Genomic DNA, 20,650 nt, shown 5'->3' with positions numbered 1-20,650 from the left:
ACTCCCCCCACTTCCCCAGTCACTCCAGCCTTCGAATGGGAGGGCCCCATGCCTTCTTCTGTCATGCCCACGTCCAGTCGGGGTGACGGTCGCCCCTCTCCGGCCGCCGTCTCCGCCGTCGGTCTGCGCAAGTCGTACGGCGACAAGACCGTCCTCGACGGCATCGACCTCACCATCCCGGCCGGCTCGGTGTTCGCGCTGCTCGGGCCGAACGGCGCCGGCAAGACCACCGCCGTGAAGATCCTGTCCACGCTCATCACCGCCGACGGCGGTCAGGCCCAGGTCGCCGGCCACGACATCGCCACCTCCGCGGACGGGGTGCGTGCCGCGATCGGCGTGACCGGGCAGTTCTCCGCCGTGGACGGTCTGATCACCGGCGAGGAGAACATGCTCCTCATGGCCGACCTGCACCTGCTGTCCAAGTCCGAGGGGCGCCGGGTCGCCGCCGAACTGCTGGAGCGGTTCGACCTCACCGAGGCCGCGAAGAAGCCCGCCTCCACCTACTCGGGTGGCATGAAGCGGCGTCTGGACATCGCCATGACGCTGGTCGGCAGTCCCCGGATCATCTTCCTGGACGAGCCCACCACCGGTCTCGACCCGCGCTCGCGCCACAACATGTGGCAGATCATCCGCGAACTCGTCACCGGTGGTGTCACGGTCTTCCTCACCACCCAGTACCTGGAGGAGGCCGACGAACTCGCCGACCGCATCGCCGTCCTCAACGACGGCAAGATCGCCGCCGAAGGAAGCGCCGACGAGCTCAAGCGACTCATCCCCGGCGGACACGTCCGGCTCCGCTTCACCGACCCGGCCGCCTACCGGTCCGCCGCCTCCGCGCTGCGCGAGGCCACCCGGGACGACGAGGCACTGGCACTGCACTTGCCCAGCGACGGCAGCCAGCGCGAACTGCGCTCCATCCTCGACTGGCTGGACTCGGCCTCCATCGAGGCGGACGAGTTCACCGTGCACACCCCCGACCTCGACGACGTGTTCTTCGCCCTGACCGGCTCCAACCAGCCCAAGGAGACTGTCCGATGAGTGCCACCACGGCTCCCGCCCACCCGACCCGGATCTCCCTCGCCGTGCGCAACTCGGCCACCATGCTGCGCCGCAACCTGCTGCACGCCCGGCGCTACCCGTCCATGACCCTGAACCTGCTGCTCACCCCGATCATGCTGCTCCTGCTGTTCGTCTATCTCTTCGGCGACGTGATGAGCGCGGGCATCGGCGGCGGCGGAGCCGACCGGTCCGAGTACATCGCCTACCTCGTGCCGGGCATCCTGCTGATGACCATCGGCGGCACCACGATCGGCACCGCGGTGTCGGTGTCCATGGACATGACCGAGGGCATCATCGCCCGCTTCCGTACGATGCGGATCCACCGCGGCTCCATCCTCATCGGACATGTCATCGGCAGCGTGCTCCAGTGCCTGCTGAGCGTGGTCTTCGTCGGCGCCGTCGGCGTGGCCATCGGCTTCCGCTCCACCGACGCCACCGTCCTGGAATGGATCGCGGGCTTCGGACTGATCGCCCTGTTCGCCCTGGCGCTCACCTGGATCGCGGTCGGCATGGGCCTGGTCAGCCCGAACGCCGAGGCGGCCAGCAACAACGCGATGCCGCTGATCTTCCTGCCGCTCATCTCCAGCGCGTTCGTCCCCGTCGACGCGATGCCGGGCTGGTTCCAGCCGATCGCCGAGTACCAGCCGTTCACTCCGACCATCGAGACCCTGCGCGGTCTGCTCCTCGGCACCGAGATCGGCCACAACGGCTGGCTCTCCGTCGCCTGGTGCCTCGGGCTGGCCGTACTCGGCTACTTCTGGTCCAGGGCGACCTTCGACCGCGACCCGAAGTAGGGGGCGGAGGCACAGACGGACGAACACCAGAGGGCCGGGCCACTTTCGTGGTCCGGCCCATTACCACGTGCAGCTGTTGACCTGTTGTGTGGGTGGTGCTTCGGCCATTAATTTTCGGAGAACTCTTCTACAACCATCCGCCCCATGTGTCTGTCTGGTTAACGCAGGGATATGCAGAGGTTGACGAAGAGGAGCCTAGAACGTGACTGTGCGTTCCTTTGCCCGGCGGATGCGTCCGCGGGTCGAGCGGAAGGCCGCCGAAAGGGTGTGGCAGCTGCGCACCATGCGACGGCGCCGCATGGCAGCGGTCACGGACCCGGAGCTCCGCCCGGTGAGGGTGCGCGGCCAGCAGCTCTACGGACGGGTCGTGACCCGGTTCACGGCCGCTGAGGCAACCGCCGCCAACCTCGGCCTGGTCGTCGCCGCGCTGGAGCAGGAAGGTATCCCCTACTTCCTGGTGCCGACCTCCCGTACGCGCCACACGGTCGGCATGAACGCCGTGGACCGGGAGCGCTTCCTCGCCGCCCTCGAGGCGCAGAACGCGGGGAAGGCGGTGTTCATCGGCAGACCGCTGCCCGGCGGAAAGCTCAAGCACCCCGCACTGTTCATGGACGGCGTACTGCCGACCCCGCTGCGTACGGCCCCCGCGCTGCGGATCGGGGAGAACCAGCTCGGGCCCTCGGGCCAGCTGCTCGCCGGGCCGGAACTCGCCTGTGACGTCGAGTTCTGGGAGGACGGGGGAGAGCTCCTCGCCTCCGACGACGGGCCTCGCCGACTGGCCAAGGTGCAGCCGCAGGCATCCGAGGACATCTTCGCCGACTCCCTGATCGCGCCGCGGAACAACGGCATCACGGACGTACTCCCGGCGTCCGAGCAGAAGCCGGCCACGGTGCAGGTCGGCGACCGGGAGCTGCCGAGCTTCGTCCCGCTGACCCTGCCGACCGTGAACGACGTGACCTTCCCCGTCGACGTCGTATACACCTGGGTCGACGGCGAGCAGCCGGAGATGCGCGCCAAGCGGGCCCGGTACCAGGAGCGCGGCACCGCCGAGATCCTGGCCAAGGAGACCAACGCCTCCCGCTACACCAGCCATGACGAGCTGAAGTACTCGCTGCGCTCGCTGGCGATGTACGCCGACTTCGTCCGGCACATCTACCTCGTGACCGACGGGCAGAAGCCGCACTGGCTCGACGACCGGGCCCCGGGGATCACGGTCGTCGACCACCGCGACATCTTCCCCGAGGGTGTCCTGCCGGTCTTCAACTCCCATGCGATCGAGACCCGCCTGCACCACATCCCGGGCCTGTCGGACCACTACCTGTACTTCAACGACGACGTGTTCGTCGGCCGCCGGGTCACCCCCGAGCACTTCTTCCACGGCAGCGGTCTGATGAAGATCCCGGTGTCCCCGCTCAAGATCGGCGTCGGCAAGCCGCACGCCGAGGAGACGGCCACCAACTCCGCGAGCAAGAACGTCCGCCGGCTGCTGCTGGAGAAGTTCGGGCGGATCACGACGAACAACTTCATGCACACCCCGCTGCCGCAGCAGCGAGAGACGCTGCAAGCGCTCGAAGAGCTCTTCGCGGAGGACATCCGCCGCACCACCGCGTCCCGCTTCCGCGCGCCGCAGGACATCGCCCTGACGGCCCCGCTGCTCTACCAGTACGCGCTGATGACCGGCCGCGGAGTCCCGGGGAAGTACAGCTTCCGGTACGTCAACATCAGCCGCCCGGACGCCGACGCCCGGCTGCGCGACCTGCGCCGCAACCGCCGCTTCGACTTCTTCTGCCTCAACGACGTCGACGTACCGCCCGAGGAACGTGAGCAGGTGGGCGTCCGGATGAACGAGTTCCTGGAGGACTACTTCCCCTATCCGAGCCCGTACGAGAAGCAGAAGTAGCGGGGGCCGGGGGATGAACATGGGGGGCATCGACATCCGTCACCGTTTCGGGGTGCCGGGGGGCATCCGAGCGGTCCGGGACCTTCTGGTGCGGCTGGGGCTCTGGCTGGCCGCCCGGCTCCGGTCGCTGCGCGCGGTCCGGGCCCGACGGCGCCTGCGGGCCGCTGTTCCGGGACTGCGCCGGGTCGCTTTCGGAGCGACGCGACTGTACGGCCGTACAGTCGCCGGCTACAGGGCCGTGGACGCCGTCGAAGCGGATCTCGAGCGGGTGTGCTCCCTGCTGGAGGGGCTCGGCGTCCCGTACTTCCTGGTCCCCGCCGACCACGGACAGGGTGCGGCGCGGAAGGTCATCGGCGTCGAGGAGACATACCGTGACGCGGTCCTCGACCGGGCCGCCCAGCGCTTCGCCGGCACCGTCGGGTACGTCGGCGCCGTCGGACCGGACGGTGCCGTGACGAACGCCGCGCTGTGGACCGACGGGAAGCTGCCGCGGGCGCTGCGGCGGGCCGCGGTACTGCGCACCGGCGTGGTCCGCCTCGGCCCGGGAGGGCAGGTGCTCACCGGCCTCGAAACGGGGTGCGACATCGAGTTCTGGCGTCATGGCCGGGACCTCGGCACCGCCCAGGATCCCTCCTGGCTCACCGTGCCCGGCAGCCGGTTGCCGGACGTCTACGGCTCGGCGCTCGTCGCTCCGCGCCGCAACCCCGTGTCCGAAGTGCTTCCGGCGGCGGCGCAGCGCCCTGCCGCGGTCGCGGTCCGCCACCGCAACGTACCGACGTTCGCGCCGTTCGCCGAGCCGGGCATCGACGAGGTGCGCTTCCCCGTGGACGCCGTGTACACCTGGGTCGACGGCGACGACCCGGCGATGGCCTCGAAGCGCCGCGCCCATCAGGCGCTCTCCGACAACGGCATCGCCCCGCGCGAGACCGGCGCCTCCCGCTACACCAGCCACGACGAGCTGAGATACGCCCTTCGCTCGCTGGAGATGTACGCCGGTTTCGTCCGGCACGTCTATCTGGTGACCGACTCCCAGATCCCCGCGTGGCTGGACCCGGACGCGGAAGGCATCACGGTGATCGACCACCGGGACATCCTCCCGGCCGACGCGCTCCCCGTCTTCAACTCGCATGCGATAGAGAGCAGGCTGCACCACATACCGGGCCTGTCGGAGCACTACCTTTACTTCAACGACGACGTCTTCATCAATCGCCCGGTCCGGGCGGAGCACTTCTTCCACGGCAACGGCATCGCCCGCATCCCCCTGTCGCCGCTGAAACTCGGCGTGGGCGCCCCGCATCCGCTGGAGCCGGCGCCGAACTCCGCGGGCAAGAACGCCCGCGAGGTGATCAGACGCTTCCACGGCCGACACATCACCAACAAGTCGCTGCACACCCCGCACCCCCAACTGCTGTCGGTCATGCGGGAGATGGAGAGCCTCGGAATCGAGGAACTGGAGCGGACCGCCTACTCACGCTTCCGCTCCACCTCCGACGTCGCCCCGGCGTCCACGCTCCACCATCACTGGGCGATCGCGACCGGCCGTGCCGTCCCGGCCGACTACCGCTTCCGCTATGTGCAACTGGGCACCCCCGACATGCGGCGGCGCCTGGCCCGCCTCGCCGCCGGCGAGGACATCGACTTCTTCTGCCTCAACGACGTGGACACCGCCCCGGCGGCCAGACCGGCGGCCCAGGTCGCCATCGGCGCCTTCCTGAAGCGGAAGTATCCGTTCCCGAGCCGCTTCGAACGGGCGCCCCGGACCACCCCGCACCCGGTCCCGCCGCTCACGACGCGTCTGCGGCGCCAGCCGGCGCGCAAAGAAGCGCAGCTCAGCGACTGACCCCTTGACCCCGGTCGCCCCGGCCACTAATTTGCGGTGAACGTCGACCCATAATCACCGAAAGGAGGCGACCAGCGGATGAACACCAGCTCTGATCTCGGTCGCCTCGCCCAGCGCACGGTCTGGGTTCCGGGTCGGATCGCGCACGGCTGCTGAGTACGCCGTTCTGATGTGCCCTTCCGTGGCACATTCCGGGTTTCCCGTCACCACCTTCCGGTACGTCTCTGTTGCGTGCCGTTTTGCGCCCGCTCCTCTCCTGTGGCGCGCCTGAACACAGAAAGCTGCCTGAAATTGGCGAACATCATGAATCGACCTGTCACGCATCGAAACGAAGAGCTGTCATGACAGAGGCGCGGATCACGGTCAACGGGAAAGAAACACCGATTTCACCGGCTGCGCCCCACACCACCGTGCTGGATTTCCTGCGCGAGCGCGGCCTCACCGGCACCAAGGAGGGCTGCGCCGAGGGCGAATGCGGCGCCTGTTCGGTCCTGGTGGCCCGACCCGGGGTGAACAAGCCCACCGACTGGGTGGCGGTCAACGCCTGCCTGGTCCCGGCCGCGGCGCTCGACGGCCAGGAGGTCATCACCTCCGAAGGCCTCGCCACCGTCGGCGAGGACGGCACGCCGCCCGCCCTGCACCCGGTGCAGGAGGAGATGGCGGTCCGCGGCGGCTCCCAGTGCGGTTACTGCACACCGGGATTCGTCTGCAGCATGGCCGCGGAGTACTACCGGCCGGGCCGCTGCGCGCACGCGGCCCCGGCCGACGGCGCCGACGCGACCGAAGCCGCCGACGCCGAGCACGGTCCGAACGGTTTCGACCTGCACGCGCTGAGCGGAAACCTGTGCCGCTGCACCGGTTACCGCCCCATTCGCGATGCCGCGTTCGCCGTAGGGGAACCCACCGACGAGGACCCGCTGGCGCGGCGCCGCGAGCAGTCCCCGCCCGCACCGGTCGCCACCGAATACGCCCGGGACGACAGCACGTTCCTGCGCAGGAGCACCCTGGCCGAAACGCTCCGGGTGCTGCGTGAGCGGCCCGACGCGGTGGTGGTCGCGGGCTCCACCGACTACGGCGTCGAGGTCAACATCCGCTCCCGCCGCGAGGGTTGCGTGGTCGCCATCGACCGGCTGCCCGAACTGAGGGAGCTGCGCGTCGAGTCGGACCACATCGAGATCGGGGCGGCGCTGACGCTCACCGAGATCGAACGCCGCCTCGACGGGAGCGTCCCGCTGCTGGCGGAGCTGTTCCCGCAGTTCGCATCCCGGCTCATCCGCAACGGCGCGACCCTCGGCGGCAACCTCGGTACCGGCTCGCCCATCGGTGACAGCCCGCCGGTGCTGCTCGCCCTTGACGCATCGCTGGTGCTCGCCGACGCCGACGGTGAGCGCGAGGTCCCGCTGGCCGACTACTTCACCGGCTACCGGCAGAGCGTGCGCCGTCCCGGCGAGCTGATCCGCGCGGTGCGCGTCCCGCTGCCGCTGTCGCCGGTCGCGGCCTTCCACAAGATCGCCAAGCGGCGCTTCGACGACATCTCCAGCGTGGCGGTCGCCTTCGCGCTCGACATCGAGTACGGGATCGTCCGCAAGGCACGGATCGGCCTGGGCGGCGTGGCCGCCACCCCGATCCGCGCCCGCGCCACCGAGACGGCCCTGGAGGGCAGGCCCTGGTCGGTGGAGACCGTCGAGGCCGCGGCCCGGCTGCTGCGGGCCGAGGGCACGCCGATGAACGATCACCGCGCCAGCGCCGAGTACCGCTCCGCGATGCTCGGCCAGAGCCTGCTGAAGCTGCACGCGCAAACCACCGAGGCGGTGTCGTCATGAGCCATTTGTCCGAGCGACCCGAGAAGCCCGTCGTCGGCGTCTCGTTGCCGCACGAGAGCGCTGTCCTGCACGTCACCGGCGCCGCGCTCTACACCGACGACCTGGTCCACCGCACCAAGGACGTGCTGCACGCCCATCCGGTGCAGGTGATGAAGGCCCACGGCCGGATCACCAAGCTGGACACCGCGCCCGCGCTCGCCGTCCCCGGCGTGGTCCGTGTGCTGACCGGTGCCGACGTGCCCGGCGTCAACGACGCCGGCATGAAGCACGACGAGCCGCTCTTCCCCGACGAGGTCATGTTCTACGGCCACGCGGTCGCCTGGGTGCTCGGTGAGACCCTGGAGGCGGCCCGGCTCGGTGCTGCGGCCGTCGAGGTGGAGCTCGACGAGCGGCCCGCGCTGATCACTCTCCAGGACGCCATGGCCGCCGAGAGCTACCACGGTGCCAGGCCGCTGATGGAGACCGGCGACATCGGCGCCGGCTTCGCCGACTCCGCGCATGTGTTCACCGGCGAGTTCCAGTTCGCCGGCCAGGAGCACTTCTACCTGGAGACCCACGCGGCCCTCGCCCAGGTCGACGAGAACGGGCAGATCTTCATCCAGAGCAGCACCCAGCACCCGTCGGAGACCCAGGAGATCGTCTCCCATGTGCTCGGTGTGCCCGCTCACGAGGTGACCGTGCAGTGTCTGCGGATGGGCGGCGGCTTCGGCGGCAAGGAGATGCAGCCGCACGGGTTCGCGGCCGTCGCCGCGCTCGGCGCCAAGCTGACCGGCCGCCCGGTCCGGTTCCGGCTCAACCGGACCCAGGACCTGACGATGTCCGGCAAGCGGCACGGGTTCCACGCCTCGTGGAAGATCGGCTTCGACGCCGACGGCCGTATCCAGGCCCTCGACGCCACGCTGACCGCGGACGGCGGCTGGAGCCTGGACCTGTCCGAGCCGGTCCTCGCCCGGGCGCTGTGCCACATCGACAACACGTACTGGATCCCCAACGCGCGGGTCGCCGGTCGCATCGCCAAGACCAACACGGTCTCCAACACCGCCTTCCGCGGCTTCGGCGGACCCCAGGGCATGCTGGTGATCGAGGACATCCTGGGCCGCGTCGCGCCCCGGCTCGGCCTCGACCCCATGGAGCTGCGCGAGCGCAACTTCTACCAGCCGGACCAGGGCCAGACGACGCCGTACGGACAGCCGGTCGCCCAGGCCGACCGGATCACCACCGTCTGGCGGCAGGTCCAGGAGAACGCCGGCATCGCCGACCGGGGGCGCGAGATCGCCGCCTTCAACGCCGCGCACCCGCACACCAAGCGGGCGCTCGCGATCACCGGCATCAAGTTCGGTATCTCGTTCAACCTCACCGCCTTCAACCAGGGCGGCGCGCTGGTGCTGATCTACAAGGACGGCTCCGTCCTGAGCAACCACGGCGGCACCGAGATGGGCCAGGGCCTGCACACCAAGATGATCCAGGTGGCCGCGACCACCCTGGGCATCCCGCTGCACAAGGTCCGCCTCGCCCCGACGCGAACCGACAAGGTGCCCAACACCTCGGCGACCGCGGCCAGTTCGGGAGCGGACCTCAACGGCGGGGCCATCAAGAACGCCTGCGAGCAGCTGCGCGGGCGGCTGCTCCAGGTGGCCGCCTCCCAGCTGGGCGCCAACGCCTCCGACGTCCGCATCGTCGAGGGCGTCGCGCGCGTCCTGGGCGGCGACAAGGAGCTGGCCTGGGACGACCTGGTGCGCACCGCGTACTTCCAGCGGGTTCAGCTGTCGGCCGCCGGGTTCTACCGGACCGAGGGGCTGCACTGGGACGCGAAGTCCTTCCGCGGCACGCCGTTCAAGTACTTCGCCTACGGCGCCGCGGCGACCGAGGTGGAGGTCGACGGCTTCACCGGTGCGTACCGCATCCGGCGGGTGGACATCGTGCATGACGTCGGCGAAAGCCTCTCCCCGATGATCGACATCGGTCAGGTCGAGGGCGGCTTCGTGCAGGGCGCGGGCTGGCTGACGCTGGAGGACCTGCGCTGGGACACCGGCGACGGTCCGCACCGCGGACGGCTTCAGACCCAGGCGGCGAGCACGTACAAGCTGCCGAGCTTCTCCGAGATGCCGGAGGAGTTCAACGTCACGCTGCTGGAGAACGCCACGGAGGAGGGCGCGGTCTACGGCTCCAAGGCCGTGGGCGAGCCTCCGCTGATGCTGGCGTTCTCGGTGCGCGAGGCGCTGCGGCAGGCCGCCGCCGCGTTCGGGCCGAGCGGGGTCAGCGTCGATCTGGCCTCGCCCGCGACGCCGGAAGCGGTGTACTGGGCGGTCCAGGAGGCCCGTAGGAGCGCTGCCGACCAGGTCAGGACCGACGCCGAAGCGCTGAGCGGTGTCTGACATGACATGGATCGCCGCGGTCGCACGGTTGCGGGCACGCCGGGAGTCCGGCGTGCTGGTGACCGTCGCGACCGTGCGCGGCCATGCCCCGCGTGAGGCCGGTGCGAAACTCGTCGTGGGGCTGACCGAGACGTGGGGCTCGATCGGGGGCGGCAATGTCGAGGCCGTCGCGATCGACCGGGCCCGGGAGATGATCGCCGCGGCCAAGCCGGAGCCGGAGCTGATGGAGTTCGCCCTGAACGACAAGGTGAGCAACCGGCATGGCGTGCAGTGCTGCGGCGGCACGGTCTCGGTGCTGCTCGAACCGCTGCCGGTGGTACGGGCGGTGGCGATCTTCGGCGTCGGCCATGTCGGGCTGGAACTGGCGCGCATCCTTGCACGTCAGGACCTCGACCTCCATCTGATCGACACCCGCTCCGACATCCTCACCGAGGAGCGGCTCGATGTGCTGGCGGACGCGGTGGCGCAGGTGCACGTCCATCACACGCCGCTGCTGCCCGAGGAGGTCCTGGAGGACCTGCCGCGCGGCACGCACGTCCTGATCATGACCCATGATCACGCCGAGGACGCCGCGCTGTGCGACGCCGCCCTGCGCACCGATCACCTCGGCTCCATCGGGCTGATCGGCTCGGCGGCCAAGTGGGCGCGGTTCCGTAAGCGCCTGTCCACCGAGGGTGGTCACGACGAGGCCACCATCGATCGGATCAAGACCCCGATCGGGCTGGCCGACATCACCGGCAAGCAACCCGCGACCATTGCCGTGAGCGTGGCCGCCGATGTGCTGCGCACCTTCGAGGCCGGCGAGGACTGAGTCCTCATACGAATCTACGAGAGGCGTCGGCCGACCAGCCGACTCCTTCATGGTTTCGGTGACTGACCCTCGACGGGGCCCGGCGGGTGTACTGGCGCTGTTCCGCACAAACAGCAACGGGGAGTTCCCGCCGTCTGCCCAAAGAGGAGTGACCGTGACCGCGCATACCCAAGAAGCGAGCATCCAGGAGATCGAGCGCGTCTGGATGGACGAGGCCATCGGCCTGGCCACCAAGAGCGTGCGGAACGGCGGCGGACCCTTCGGCGCACTGATCGCCAAGGACGGCGAGATCGTCGCGATCGGGAACAACAAGGTCACCTCGGACCTGGACCCGACGGCCCACGGCGAGGTGAGCGCGATCCGTGCCGCCTGCCGGAAGCTGGGCACCTTCTCGCTCGAGGGCTGCGTCCTGGTCACCTCGTGCGAGCCGTGCCCGATGTGTCTCTCCTCCGCGCTGTGGGCGCGGGTCGACCGGATCATCTTCGCCGCTGATCGAGACGACGCCGCGGTGGCCGGGTTCGACGACCGCAGGTTCTACGACCTCTTCGAAAAGCAGCCCTCGGAGCTGTGGCCGATGGCCATCGAGCGGGTGGACATGCCGAACCGTACGGCGCCGTTCGACGCGTGGGTGGCGAAGTCCGACCGCATCGACTACTGAAATCCCGTTTCACCGCGGAATCTGAACGAGGCCCCTGGGCTGTTGATTTGAGATGTCTGGCATCTCAACACAGCTGCCCGGGGGCCTCGTTGGCTTTTCTGCTTTTGTGCACTCGACTTCACGTCGATCGTAAAAGCCCGCCTGAGCTGCGGATCCGTAGAAACATACGAACTGCGGAACTCAGGTCGATCAAGGTTTCATGCCTTTGACGCCTGTCTGGAACAGGCCTGTTGGAGATGAACTCATCGGACAAGCCGAAGCGACGAACTGGAAAAGCCTTGTCTGAGAAGCTCCCTGGCCGTCAGATCGAAATCTCCTGGCCCGACCTCGGCATCACGGTCACCGCAGACCTGGACGACCGCAACCCGGCGCTCGCCGACGCACTGTGGGAGTCCCTGCCCTACCAGAGCCTCCAGGGCCACGCCCTCATCGCGGGCGAACACCTCTACCACGTGGCGCCGATACCCACGCTGCTGCACACCCCGCACGCCACCCGTATCCCCGACCGGCGCGAGGCCCCCGACGGCACCGTGTTCTGCTCCGGCCTTCAGCACCTGGGCATCAAGTACGGCACCCTGACCGAGCCGATGCCCGCCACCCCCGTAGGCCGGATCCGTGAGGCGGACCTGCCCGCCCTGCTGGAAGCCGGGGCCGCGATCTGGGACGCCGTCTACTCCACGAAGAAGCAGATCCTCGCCGAGGTCCGCCGCGCGGGCGAGCCGGGCGGCCACCGCGTTCCGATGCTCCACGCCACCAACCCGGACGTCGGCCGCCTGATCGCCGACATCGTCGCGGAGACCGAGAGGATCTGGCTCTCGCCCCCGGGCGAACTGGACGACCTCCACCAGGGCATCATCCCCTCCCAGGCAGGCAACTTCGGCACCGTCCTGCCCACCTTGCTGTTCGTCAACGGCGAGACGCGGCCCCTGGGTTACGCCGCCTACGGCGGACTCGTCCGCGCCGCGGTCCAGGGCATGCCCATGGACTCCCTGGTGCACATGACCCGTCTCCTGGTCGGAGTCCCCGCCGAGTTCCTGGGCTACTGCGGCCTGGAGCAGCTGTGGACGTTCACCCAGCGCTTCCTCGCCGTCCTGGACGACCTCGATCGTGACGACTTCTACGCCGTCACCAGCCAGATGGCCCTCTACATCAACTGCCTCGGCGGCTGGAACCTCCAGCTGTACCCGTGGGAGACCGGAGACCATCTGCGCCAGCAGGGCGCCGAGGTGAGCGCGTAGCCATGAGCGCCCTGCCTGTCCACGCCGACGCCGTCGTCATCGGCGGGGGAGTGATCGGAACCTCCGCCGCCTACCACCTCGCCGAAGCCGGCGTGAACACCGTGCTGCTGGAACGGGGAAGCCTCGGCGGCGGGGCATCCGCGCATACGGCGGGCATGGTCCGCACCTACTTCCCCGGCGACCCGTCCACCGGGCAAAGGGCCGTGCGCAGCCTGACCGCGTATCACGACTTCGCCCACCACACCGCGGCCCCCCTCGCCCTGAAACGGCTCGGGTTCATGGCGCTGTTCACCGACGAGCAGCAGATCGCCGACTTCGAGGCCGGCCATCAGGCCCAGCAGGCCGCCGGCGTCCAGGTCGGCCTGATCAGCGCCCGCGAAGCGGCCGGGCTCAACCCGCTGATCGACGAACGCGCCATCCTGGCCGCCGCCTGGTCTCCCGAGGCGTACCACGTGGACGGCCTCGACATCGTCCGCGGCTACGCCGCCGCCGCCCGCAACCACGGCGCCCGGCTCTTCACCCACACACCGGTCACGGGCATCGACGACGACAACACCGTCCACACCCCGCAGGGCCGCGTCAGGGCGGACAGCATCGTGTGTACGGCGGGGCCCTGGTCCGGCGAGGTGGCATCCATGGCGTCGGTCGACCTGCCGATGAGACCCCACACGATCGAGATGCTGTTCACCGACGTCCCGCCCTCCCCGCACCACGAGATGCCGATGACGATGCACGCCGCGTCCGGTCTGCGGATCCGCTCATGGAAGGACCGCATCCTCCTCGCCATGGGCGTACCCAAGGCCGGCGAGACCCGCGAAACCTGGCTCGGCCGTATCGCCGGCCATCTCGGAGCTCTGTTCCCCGCCCTGGACGGCATCGGCCTGCATCGCGCGTGGAGCGGCGATTTCGACGCCGGCCCCAACAACACCGCCTTCATCGGCGAACACCCCACCCGCCGCTTCCTGTACGCGGCCGGATTCACCGGCGCGGGCCTGTGCCAGGCACCCGCGGCCGGGGAGCAGCTCCGCGACCTGCTGATCGCCAAGTAGCCCAACAACGGGCCACAGCAGGCAATAGCGGGCAGTAACGAGCCATAGCGGGTCACAAAAGTCGACAACAGGAAAGAATGCCGTGATTGTTCTCGGGTGCAACGGTTTCAGCCGGGTGTCGGAGTTCTTCTCCGAACGCCTCGGCGCGACCGGCATCAACAAGCATTACCTCTTGGGCCATGACGCCGCCGCCGCACTTCTGATCGACGGCCGCCTGGTCGCCGCGGTGGAGGAAGAACGCCTCAACCGGGAGAAGAAGACCACCGACTTCCCCGCGAACGCGATCGACTGGTGCCTCAGGGAAGCCGGCGTCACGTTCGATGAGGTCGACCTGTTCGCCTTCCCCTGGAACTGGTCCACCCAGGTCCTGAACGAGATCCTGGACGGCATCCGTACCTCGCCGATGCCGCAGGCCGCGAAGACCCGCCTCATGTGTGACATGGCGGACCTGTTCGACCAGGTCGTCAGCCACGAAGCGATCCTCGCGGACTTCAAGGCCCGCACCGGGCACCGCCCCGACCCGGCCAAGGTCCGCTTCGTTCCCCACCACTTGGCCCACGCCACGACGGGCTACTACCTCGCAGGTATGAAGGACTCGGCGTTCCTGGTCAGCGACGGCCGCGCCGAACGTTTCTCGACCCTGACGGGCGAGATCCGCGACGGCCGGGTCACCGTCTTCGACGACACCGTCACCGGCGCCCAGTACTCCATCGGCACCCTGTTCTCCGTCATCACCCGCTTCCTCGGCTTCGTCCCCAACAACGACGAGTACAAGGTGATGGGCCTGGCCGGATACACCACCCCGCCGACGCCGAACCCGTTCATCGACAAGCTCCTGACGCTGCACGACGACGGCCGCTACACCTTCGCCGAGCCCCTTCGGACCGACAACCTGCACAGTCACGACGCCCTGTTCGAGGAGTACTTCGGACCCTTCGAAGACACCCTCGAATACAAGGCCCGCGTCGCCGCCGCAGCACAGCAGATGCTGAACGTCGCCACCGCCCACCAGGTCCGCCACCTGGCGAAGAGGACGGATCTGGACCGGCTGCTGTTCGAAGGCGGAGTCGCCCTGAACTGCCTCAACAACACCCCGATGTTCGAAGGCTCCCGCTTCGAGGACATGCAGGTCAGCTTCGGCGCCTCGGACACCGGCATCACCATCGGAGCCGCGGCCCACGCCTGGCTGAACCACCCGGACACGACCCCCGCGAACATCCTCGCCGCCACCTCCGAGCCCGTCACCCCCTATGCGGGCCCGGCGTACGACGAGGCCGCGACAGAGAAGGCCCTCGAAGACTTCACCGGCCAGGTCGTCGTCACACGCCTGGACGACGACAAGCTGATCGACCAAGTGGCAGGGCTACTGACGGAGAAGGTCGTCATCGGCTGGTTCGAAGGCCGCATGGAACACGGGCCGCGTGCGCTGGGGCACCGCAGCATCCTCGCCAACCCCGGCTTCAGCGACATCAAGGACATCATCAACACCCGGGTCAAGCACCGCGAACCCTTCCGCCCGTTCGCTCCCCTCGTCCTGGAGGAGCAGGCCCCGAAGGTCTTCGACATGGGGCGCAAGACCAGTTCCCCGTACATGACGTTCGTCTTCCCCGTCCGCGACGAGTACAGGGACCGCATCCCCGGCGCCGTACACGTGGACGGCACCTCCCGTGTCCAGACCCTGACGGACGAGGGAACCCCACGACTCACGGCGCTGCTCCGCAAGTTCACCGAACTCACCGGCACCCCGTGCCTGATCAACACCTCGTTCAACGTCGCCGGCGAACCCATCGTCTGCACCCCCACCGACGCCGTGAACTGCTTCCTGGGCACCGAGATCGACTACCTGATCCTCGGCAACCACCTCGTCACCAAGACCCCCCGCGCCAACGACTAGAAGAAACCGACCAGAAGAAACCGACAAGAAGGAGCACCACGTGCCGACGATCCAGCGCAAGCACACCATGTACCACTCCACGATCCTCGAGTCCGACCCGGACACCGTGTGGGCGACCGTCCGCGACGCCATGCAGATCCTGGACATGGTCTCCCCCGGCGACCTGGACATCCACAGGGACGTCACGTGGGTGGACGGAGCCTCGGTCGACACGGTCCCGGCCCGCTACGACTTCAAGCTCACGCTCAGCGGCAAGGTCGTCCAGCAGGAGATCGCCGCCCGGGACGAGATCAACAGGACCCAGTCCTACCGGGCCGTCGCCCCCACCAGCGGAGTCGCCGGCTACGAGGCCACCATCCGCGTGTTCCCCATCACCAACGACCCGGCCCGCAGCTTCTTCGACTGGTCCCGGGTCCTGGAGATCGCCGAGGACGCCGACCTGAAGATCGTCGAGGGCATCATCGACGTCATGGAAAAGCAGACCGACGCCGTACGAGACCACTTCGCGCAGCCCGCGAAGTGAGTGACGTGACGACGCTCGTACTGCTGCGGCACGGCGAAACCCTGCTCACCCCCGAGCGGCGCCTCTCCGGCAGCGGAGGCTCCAACCCGGGCCTCTCACCGGCCGGACGCCGCCAAGCCCAGGCGGCAGCAGAAGCCCTCGCCCACCGCGACGACATCGCGGCCGTCGTCACATCACCGATGCGGCGCTGCCGGGAGACCGCCCATCCCGTCGCCGCCCGCCTCGGCCTGAACGTCCAGATCGACCGAGACCTGCGCGAAGCCGACTTCGGCGCCTGGGAGGGCCTGACCTTCAACGAAGTCCGCGAACGCTACCCGGACGACCTGAACGCCTGGTTCGCCTCACCCGAGAGTCCCCCCTCGGGCGCAGGCGAGACCATGCACGACATCACCCGCCGCGTCACCACCGCACGAGACGCCCTCCTGGCCCGGCACACCGGCACCACGATCCTGATCGTCTCCCACGTCGTCCCCCTCAGAACCCTGATCCGCCTGGCCCTCCAGGCCCCACCTCACACGGTCTTCCGCATGGAAGTCGCGGCAGGTTCTCTGTCGACGGTGACGTACGAGGGGGACGGCACGGCCATGGTGCGGGCGCTCAATGACACTCACCACTTGGCGTGTACGTGTCGAAATCGAGAGGGGGTGCCCCCCAACGCGCTTTCCGTGGGGGCTCACGGGGCAGGTCGGACGGGGTGAGCGTAGGGCGGTGAACGTTGGACGCGAGGTGCGACGCCAACGAACTCGCCCGCTTGTGGTTCCCCGAGACGAAGCCGAAGCCGTGATCGCGGCTGCTGGCAGCAATCGCCAGGATTCGCCACCCTCCACACGCCGCTCATCAGGCAGTTCTAAATGATCTACGCCCGATGGGGCCCGCGCCACCCCTCAACGCCATGTCTCACCAGGGTTTTTCGCCATGATCTGGATCATGATTCTGTCTTGGAAGCTTGATGCTCCCGTTGACTTGGGGTTTGCTCGTCATGGGGCCGAAAGGCTCCCCGAGTGCGCATAGGGCCTGGCTCCGGGCCACACCCCGAAGCCAGGCTCACATGCGGGGCTACAGGCGGGTCCGGCCGAATAGGTAACGGCCGGGCCCGCTTGCCGCCCAACCAGCCGTCCGGACTGCCTCTGGCGCATCACACAATGTGCTCGACACACCCCGCGATGGCACTGACCGCCGTAAGAATCAGAGCCGCCAGCTGAACCCAGTCCGGTAACTGGCTTGGCCTGCGGCACCGTCTTCTCCGTGTCGATCGCTCCATCTGATCCGATCTCCCATCTCTCAACGTTCCCAACAGCGTTGGGACCCGCCCGATTCAGGCGGGTGCGCGGGGAGAGATGCATCGGACTCCCGCAAGTTAACCGGCGCTCCAGTAGCGCAAGCGATGGTTTTGGGGTGGCGAATGCTGGCGAACGAATACACGCCAACGTCACCTCCAGCCCTGCTTCCCGCCGCCCTCGGCGGGGGGCTGGCAGCGTGATGCAGTCCCCAGTCCGGACCGCGTACCGCCCCCGGACGTTTCGGTGGGCTGAGGCATAGCCGAGGACGGCTCACGAGGACGCCCCCCGAACACGGGACTGGTTGACGGTGATCAGATCATGGGGTGAAGGCCAGGCATCTCCGGATACGAGATTCGAGCTCGTGAGACGTTGCCCCCAACACGCTTTCCAATTGTTCGGCCGGGGGTTCGGGAAACCGGAGTTCAGTTCCCGCTCACGCCCTGAGCCAGGCGCCGAGCAGTTCTTCGGGCCCGTACACCGCCTGCAGGCCGGAACAACCGACCCCGCTGCGGGAGACCGCGACGAGCGGCACCGGCTCGTCGGTGATCGCTGCCCGGTGCTTCTGCAGTGCGGCCAGGTCGTGGCTGTCGAACGCGGCGTTCTCCAGCCACTTGACCGAGCCGAGGAAGAGCAACTGCTTGGCCACCGGTTGCCGGTCGGCGCCGACCAAGTCGATTTCGATGTCGTTGCTGCGAGTCCAGTACCCGCCGATCGCCGGCGCGACGGGCAGAAGCCCGTCCGGCAATAGGCGGGCGAGGGACTCCCGGACCAGGGGCTCGATCGCTCGGCCCCGCCAGCTCGTCCACTGCTCCTTGATCCGACTCAGCGTGAGATCTCCCCGCATCCGCTCGATCTCCGCCATGTGTGGATCCAGAAACGCGAGCCAGAAGCGTAGGTAGGAGTCGGCCACCCGGTAGCGGCGTTCCTTCGATGGCCTCATCGAGAGCGGCAGCTCAGCGGCCACGACCCTTTTCTCGGTCAGGACGTCAGTGGCGCGGGTGAGAGTGGTGTGGGCGATGCCGCCGGCTGCGCGAGCGATGTTGGTGAAGGTTCGCTCCCCAGACCCGATCGCCCGCAGGACTTCCCTGCTCATCGCCTGTGGTGGAAACTCCGCGGCCAGTGAGCGCTCGGCGGAGACCAGCAGCGCCGAGATCGGGTTGTCCAGCGAGTCGCGGAGGAACTCCCACACATCGGCTCCGGCCCGCCACTCGGCACAGATCAGTGGGAGACCACCCGTGATCAGGGCGGCGTCGAACGCGGCCGCCGCAGACAGGCCGAGCATCTCGCCGATGTCTGCCGGGTTCAGGGGCCCCATGACCATCTCCCGACCGCGCTGGTGAAAGGGACGGTCGTAGCTGTTCAGCGCCTCCATCATCGACAGATCGGAGCCGACCAGGAGGAGAAGGACCGGCTTGCGGCTGAGCAGACGGTCCCATGCCCGCTGCAGCATTCCCTCGAAGGCATCGATGCGGTCCATGAGATACGGAACCTCATCGATGACGACCACGCTCGGGCTGTCGTCGGGAAGGATCTCCGCGAGCAGCCTGAACGCCGCGTTCCACTGCCCTGGGGTCTCCTCTGCGAACAGTCCCCGCTCCGGCAGGGTGGATCTGGCGACGGCGTCGAGCAGCTCCGACAGTTCGTCCTCCGCCGTGCCACCCGCCGCGGTGAAGAAGAGGTATGGCGTCTCGGTACGCCGGAGGAACTCCTCGACGAGGCTGGACTTGCCGACCCGCCGCCTTCCCCGCATGAGGATGCACTGCCCCGGTTTCACTGACCCGGCGGCCTCCTGCACAGCCTGCAAGGCGTTGTCGAGCACGCTCAGTTCGCGGTCCCGCCCGATGAAACGACGCACGTAAGCCTCCCGATGGCGATAGTATCCACGGAGATACTATCGCCATCGATACCATAGCCCTTTCATTCGGGCAGGAGGCTCGTGACGCCGTGGATACGGGAGGGGGTGACAGATGGTTCTCGTTACCGGCGACGATCGATGTCCGTCGTGGAGCCATCCGCTGCCGAACCGGGTCGGGTTCCGATGGGGGAGGTCGGCGGGGCCTTGAGCAGCCGCTCTGCTCCCCGGCCGGGGCGGCGGTGCTTCGGGGCCGCGGCGCCGCCCGATGTCTCTTCGCGGGAGCGGATACGGCAGCGACCACCCTGTGCGACAGGCGCCTACGATGCGCACCGTTTCCTTAGTGCCTCGGCCATGGGCCGTAGCTCGCGGCGCGCTGCGAGGCGCGCGCCGCTGTGGGTGGACTACCGCTGATCAGGACACCGTATGGGCGGGCTGCCGCAGGGCGAGCAGGGATGACGCCCCGGGAGGTCCTCGGTCCAGCATTTGCACCTATAGCCCCGCTGCGGCTTCTCGATCAGCACGGGTGGCCTCCCGGGCGGGCGTGGGTGAAGAGTTCCGCTGTGACGGTGTAACCGCCATGGCTGGCATGGATCACGGCCCTGTGGACGATCGCGCCAACCATGCCCAGGCCCCGGGCCGTGCTCGGCTTCGTCCCTCCTGGCGCTCGACGCCTTCGTCTGCCCAGGTGGGTCGGTGGAACCCTGGACAAGGCCGAAAGGTGAGTCCTTCTGGCTGGCGCGGGTGACAGCCACGAAAACAGACATCATCGCCGTCATGCCGGTCATCGCGGCCTGGACCGGGGCCGGTCAGCGTCGGGGCTGGTGCACCAGCCCGCCGAGTAGCAGGGCCACGAGCAGCGTCAGAAGGACGACGACCATGGCGAGTACGAGCGTGTCCAGGGGCGTCAAGCGTCCTTCTTGTCCCAGCGTACGGACCGCACGCTGTGCTCCACCCCTTCTGTGGCCCGCGGGGCTTTCCGACGGCACGGCGAGAATGAGGGACACGGGGGTTAGCGGCACAACCCCTGCTTGACCTGCATTTATTACACCCTCGACCGGCTAGGTCTGCGATTCCCGGACAGGTGTCCTGTCCCACTCCAGATCCGCGCATCTGCGCCCCGGTGGCCTGTGCTCCGGGCGTTGTTGGCAACAGGCGGTCGTGTAGATACGGCTGAGCGCGGAGGAGGTCGCGCGGCAGACGACTGCCGTAGATGTGGCCGTGGCCAAGATCCTCGGGATGGCTTGGAGTCGATCTTGGAGCTGACCGAGGCGAACTGAGACGGACAACGACGAAGGGCCCCGCTGCAAGCAGCGGGGCCCTTCGACATCGTGCCCGGTGAGGCACTGGCGGAGGATACGAGATTCGAACTCGTGAGGGGTTGCCCCCAACACGCTTTCCAAGCGTATCGTCCAGGCGCTGCGGTACCCACAGCTTGACCTGGACTCTTCCGGGAAGTCAAGCTTCCCGGAACGCCCTAGGCGACTTGTTTAGCAATGCTCGTTGAGCTGAATCCAGACCCCCCAACCTTCACTGTTCGGAAATCCGAACGGG

14 protein-coding genes and 1 tRNA gene are annotated in these 20,650 nt (G+C 68.4%); 13 read left to right on the top strand and 2 right to left on the bottom strand.

Going from position 1 to position 20,650, the window contains the following annotated elements:
- The first annotated feature begins 63 nt into the window (after positions 1-63).
- From ACIHFB_RS43025 to ACIHFB_RS42965, 13 genes are all read left to right on the top strand, one after another.
- A complete protein-coding gene (locus tag ACIHFB_RS43025) occupies positions 64-1,038 on the top strand; it encodes an ATP-binding cassette domain-containing protein (RefSeq protein WP_365271228.1) in 975 nt (324 codons plus the stop codon).
- Complete coding sequence (locus ACIHFB_RS43020) at positions 1,035-1,853, top strand: ABC transporter permease (protein WP_400129713.1); 819 nt, start codon at positions 1,035-1,037, stop codon at positions 1,851-1,853. Before ACIHFB_RS43025 ends, ACIHFB_RS43020 begins: the two co-directional genes overlap by 4 nt.
- A 202-nt stretch (positions 1,854-2,055) precedes the next feature.
- Positions 2,056-3,753: a stealth family protein gene (locus ACIHFB_RS43015; RefSeq protein ID WP_400129712.1), complete on the top strand. Its 1,698-nt coding sequence runs from the start codon at positions 2,056-2,058 to the stop codon at positions 3,751-3,753.
- A 19-nt stretch (positions 3,754-3,772) separates the two neighbouring features.
- Complete coding sequence (locus ACIHFB_RS43010; protein WP_365271220.1) at positions 3,773-5,593, top strand: stealth family protein; 1,821 nt, start codon at positions 3,773-3,775, stop codon at positions 5,591-5,593.
- Positions 5,594-5,934: 341 nt separating this feature from the next.
- Positions 5,935-7,416 (top strand): xanthine dehydrogenase small subunit, encoded by a 1,482-nt coding sequence (locus tag ACIHFB_RS43005; RefSeq protein WP_400129711.1) that lies wholly within the window; start codon positions 5,935-5,937, stop codon positions 7,414-7,416.
- The gene (gene xdhB / locus ACIHFB_RS43000; RefSeq protein ID WP_400129710.1) at positions 7,413-9,791 is read left to right on the top strand and encodes a xanthine dehydrogenase molybdopterin binding subunit; all 2,379 of its coding nucleotides are present in this window, start codon (positions 7,413-7,415) and stop codon (positions 9,789-9,791) included. The genes ACIHFB_RS43005 and xdhB overlap by 4 nt, the downstream gene beginning before the upstream one ends.
- 1 nt (position 9,792) lies before the next feature.
- Entirely contained in the window at positions 9,793-10,602 is an 810-nt protein-coding gene (gene xdhC, locus ACIHFB_RS42995) for a xanthine dehydrogenase accessory protein XdhC (RefSeq protein WP_400129709.1), read from the top strand.
- A gap of 154 nt (positions 10,603-10,756) precedes the next feature.
- Complete coding sequence (locus ACIHFB_RS42990; RefSeq protein ID WP_400129708.1) at positions 10,757-11,260, top strand: nucleoside deaminase; 504 nt, start codon at positions 10,757-10,759, stop codon at positions 11,258-11,260.
- A gap of 278 nt (positions 11,261-11,538) precedes the next feature.
- Entirely contained in the window at positions 11,539-12,498 is a 960-nt protein-coding gene (locus tag ACIHFB_RS42985; protein ID WP_365271209.1) for a hypothetical protein, read from the top strand.
- A gap of 2 nt (positions 12,499-12,500) precedes the next feature.
- Entirely contained in the window at positions 12,501-13,547 is a 1,047-nt protein-coding gene (locus ACIHFB_RS42980) for an FAD-dependent oxidoreductase (protein ID WP_365271207.1), read from the top strand.
- A gap of 82 nt (positions 13,548-13,629) precedes the next feature.
- Complete coding sequence (locus tag ACIHFB_RS42975; RefSeq protein WP_365271204.1) at positions 13,630-15,441, top strand: carbamoyltransferase C-terminal domain-containing protein; 1,812 nt, start codon at positions 13,630-13,632, stop codon at positions 15,439-15,441.
- Between the two features lie 40 nt (positions 15,442-15,481).
- Positions 15,482-15,964: an SRPBCC family protein gene (locus ACIHFB_RS42970; RefSeq protein ID WP_365271201.1), complete on the top strand. Its 483-nt coding sequence runs from the start codon at positions 15,482-15,484 to the stop codon at positions 15,962-15,964.
- Positions 15,965-15,969: 5 nt separating this feature from the next.
- Complete coding sequence (locus ACIHFB_RS42965) at positions 15,970-16,662, top strand: histidine phosphatase family protein (protein ID WP_400129707.1); 693 nt, start codon at positions 15,970-15,972, stop codon at positions 16,660-16,662.
- A gap of 1,015 nt (positions 16,663-17,677) precedes the next feature.
- Here the strand turns inward: ACIHFB_RS42965 and ACIHFB_RS42960 are convergent.
- The gene (locus ACIHFB_RS42960; protein ID WP_365271198.1) at positions 17,678-19,099 is read right to left on the bottom strand and encodes a DUF234 domain-containing protein; all 1,422 of its coding nucleotides are present in this window, start codon (positions 19,097-19,099) and stop codon (positions 17,678-17,680) included.
- Positions 19,100-20,443: 1,344 nt separating this feature from the next.
- Positions 20,444-20,548: transfer RNA gene (locus tag ACIHFB_RS42955), tRNA-Ser, on the bottom strand.
- Positions 20,549-20,650: the final 102 nt, after the last annotated feature.

The sequence above is a fragment of the Streptomyces sp. NPDC051963 genome (assembly GCF_044593495.1).
GTDB lineage: Bacteria > Actinomycetota > Actinomycetes > Streptomycetales > Streptomycetaceae > Streptomyces.
This window is presented reverse-complemented; position numbering and strand designations above follow the sequence as displayed.

Excerpts from the sequence above, each read along its gene's own strand:
- ACIHFB_RS43025 (WP_365271228.1), top strand. The coding sequence starts at position 64 with ATGCCCACGTCCAGTCGGGGTGACGGTCGCCCCTCTCCGGCCGCCGTC.
- ACIHFB_RS43020 (WP_400129713.1), top strand. The coding sequence starts at position 1,035 with ATGAGTGCCACCACGGCTCCCGCCCACCCGACCCGGATCTCCCTCGCC.
- ACIHFB_RS43005 (WP_400129711.1), top strand. The coding sequence starts at position 5,935 with ATGACAGAGGCGCGGATCACGGTCAACGGGAAAGAAACACCGATTTCA.
- ACIHFB_RS42980 (WP_365271207.1), top strand. The coding sequence starts at position 12,501 with ATGAGCGCCCTGCCTGTCCACGCCGACGCCGTCGTCATCGGCGGGGGA.
- ACIHFB_RS43010 (WP_365271220.1), top strand. The coding sequence starts at position 3,773 with ATGGGGGGCATCGACATCCGTCACCGTTTCGGGGTGCCGGGGGGCATC.
- xdhB (WP_400129710.1), top strand. The coding sequence starts at position 7,413 with ATGAGCCATTTGTCCGAGCGACCCGAGAAGCCCGTCGTCGGCGTCTCG.
- xdhC (WP_400129709.1), top strand. The coding sequence starts at position 9,793 with ATGACATGGATCGCCGCGGTCGCACGGTTGCGGGCACGCCGGGAGTCC.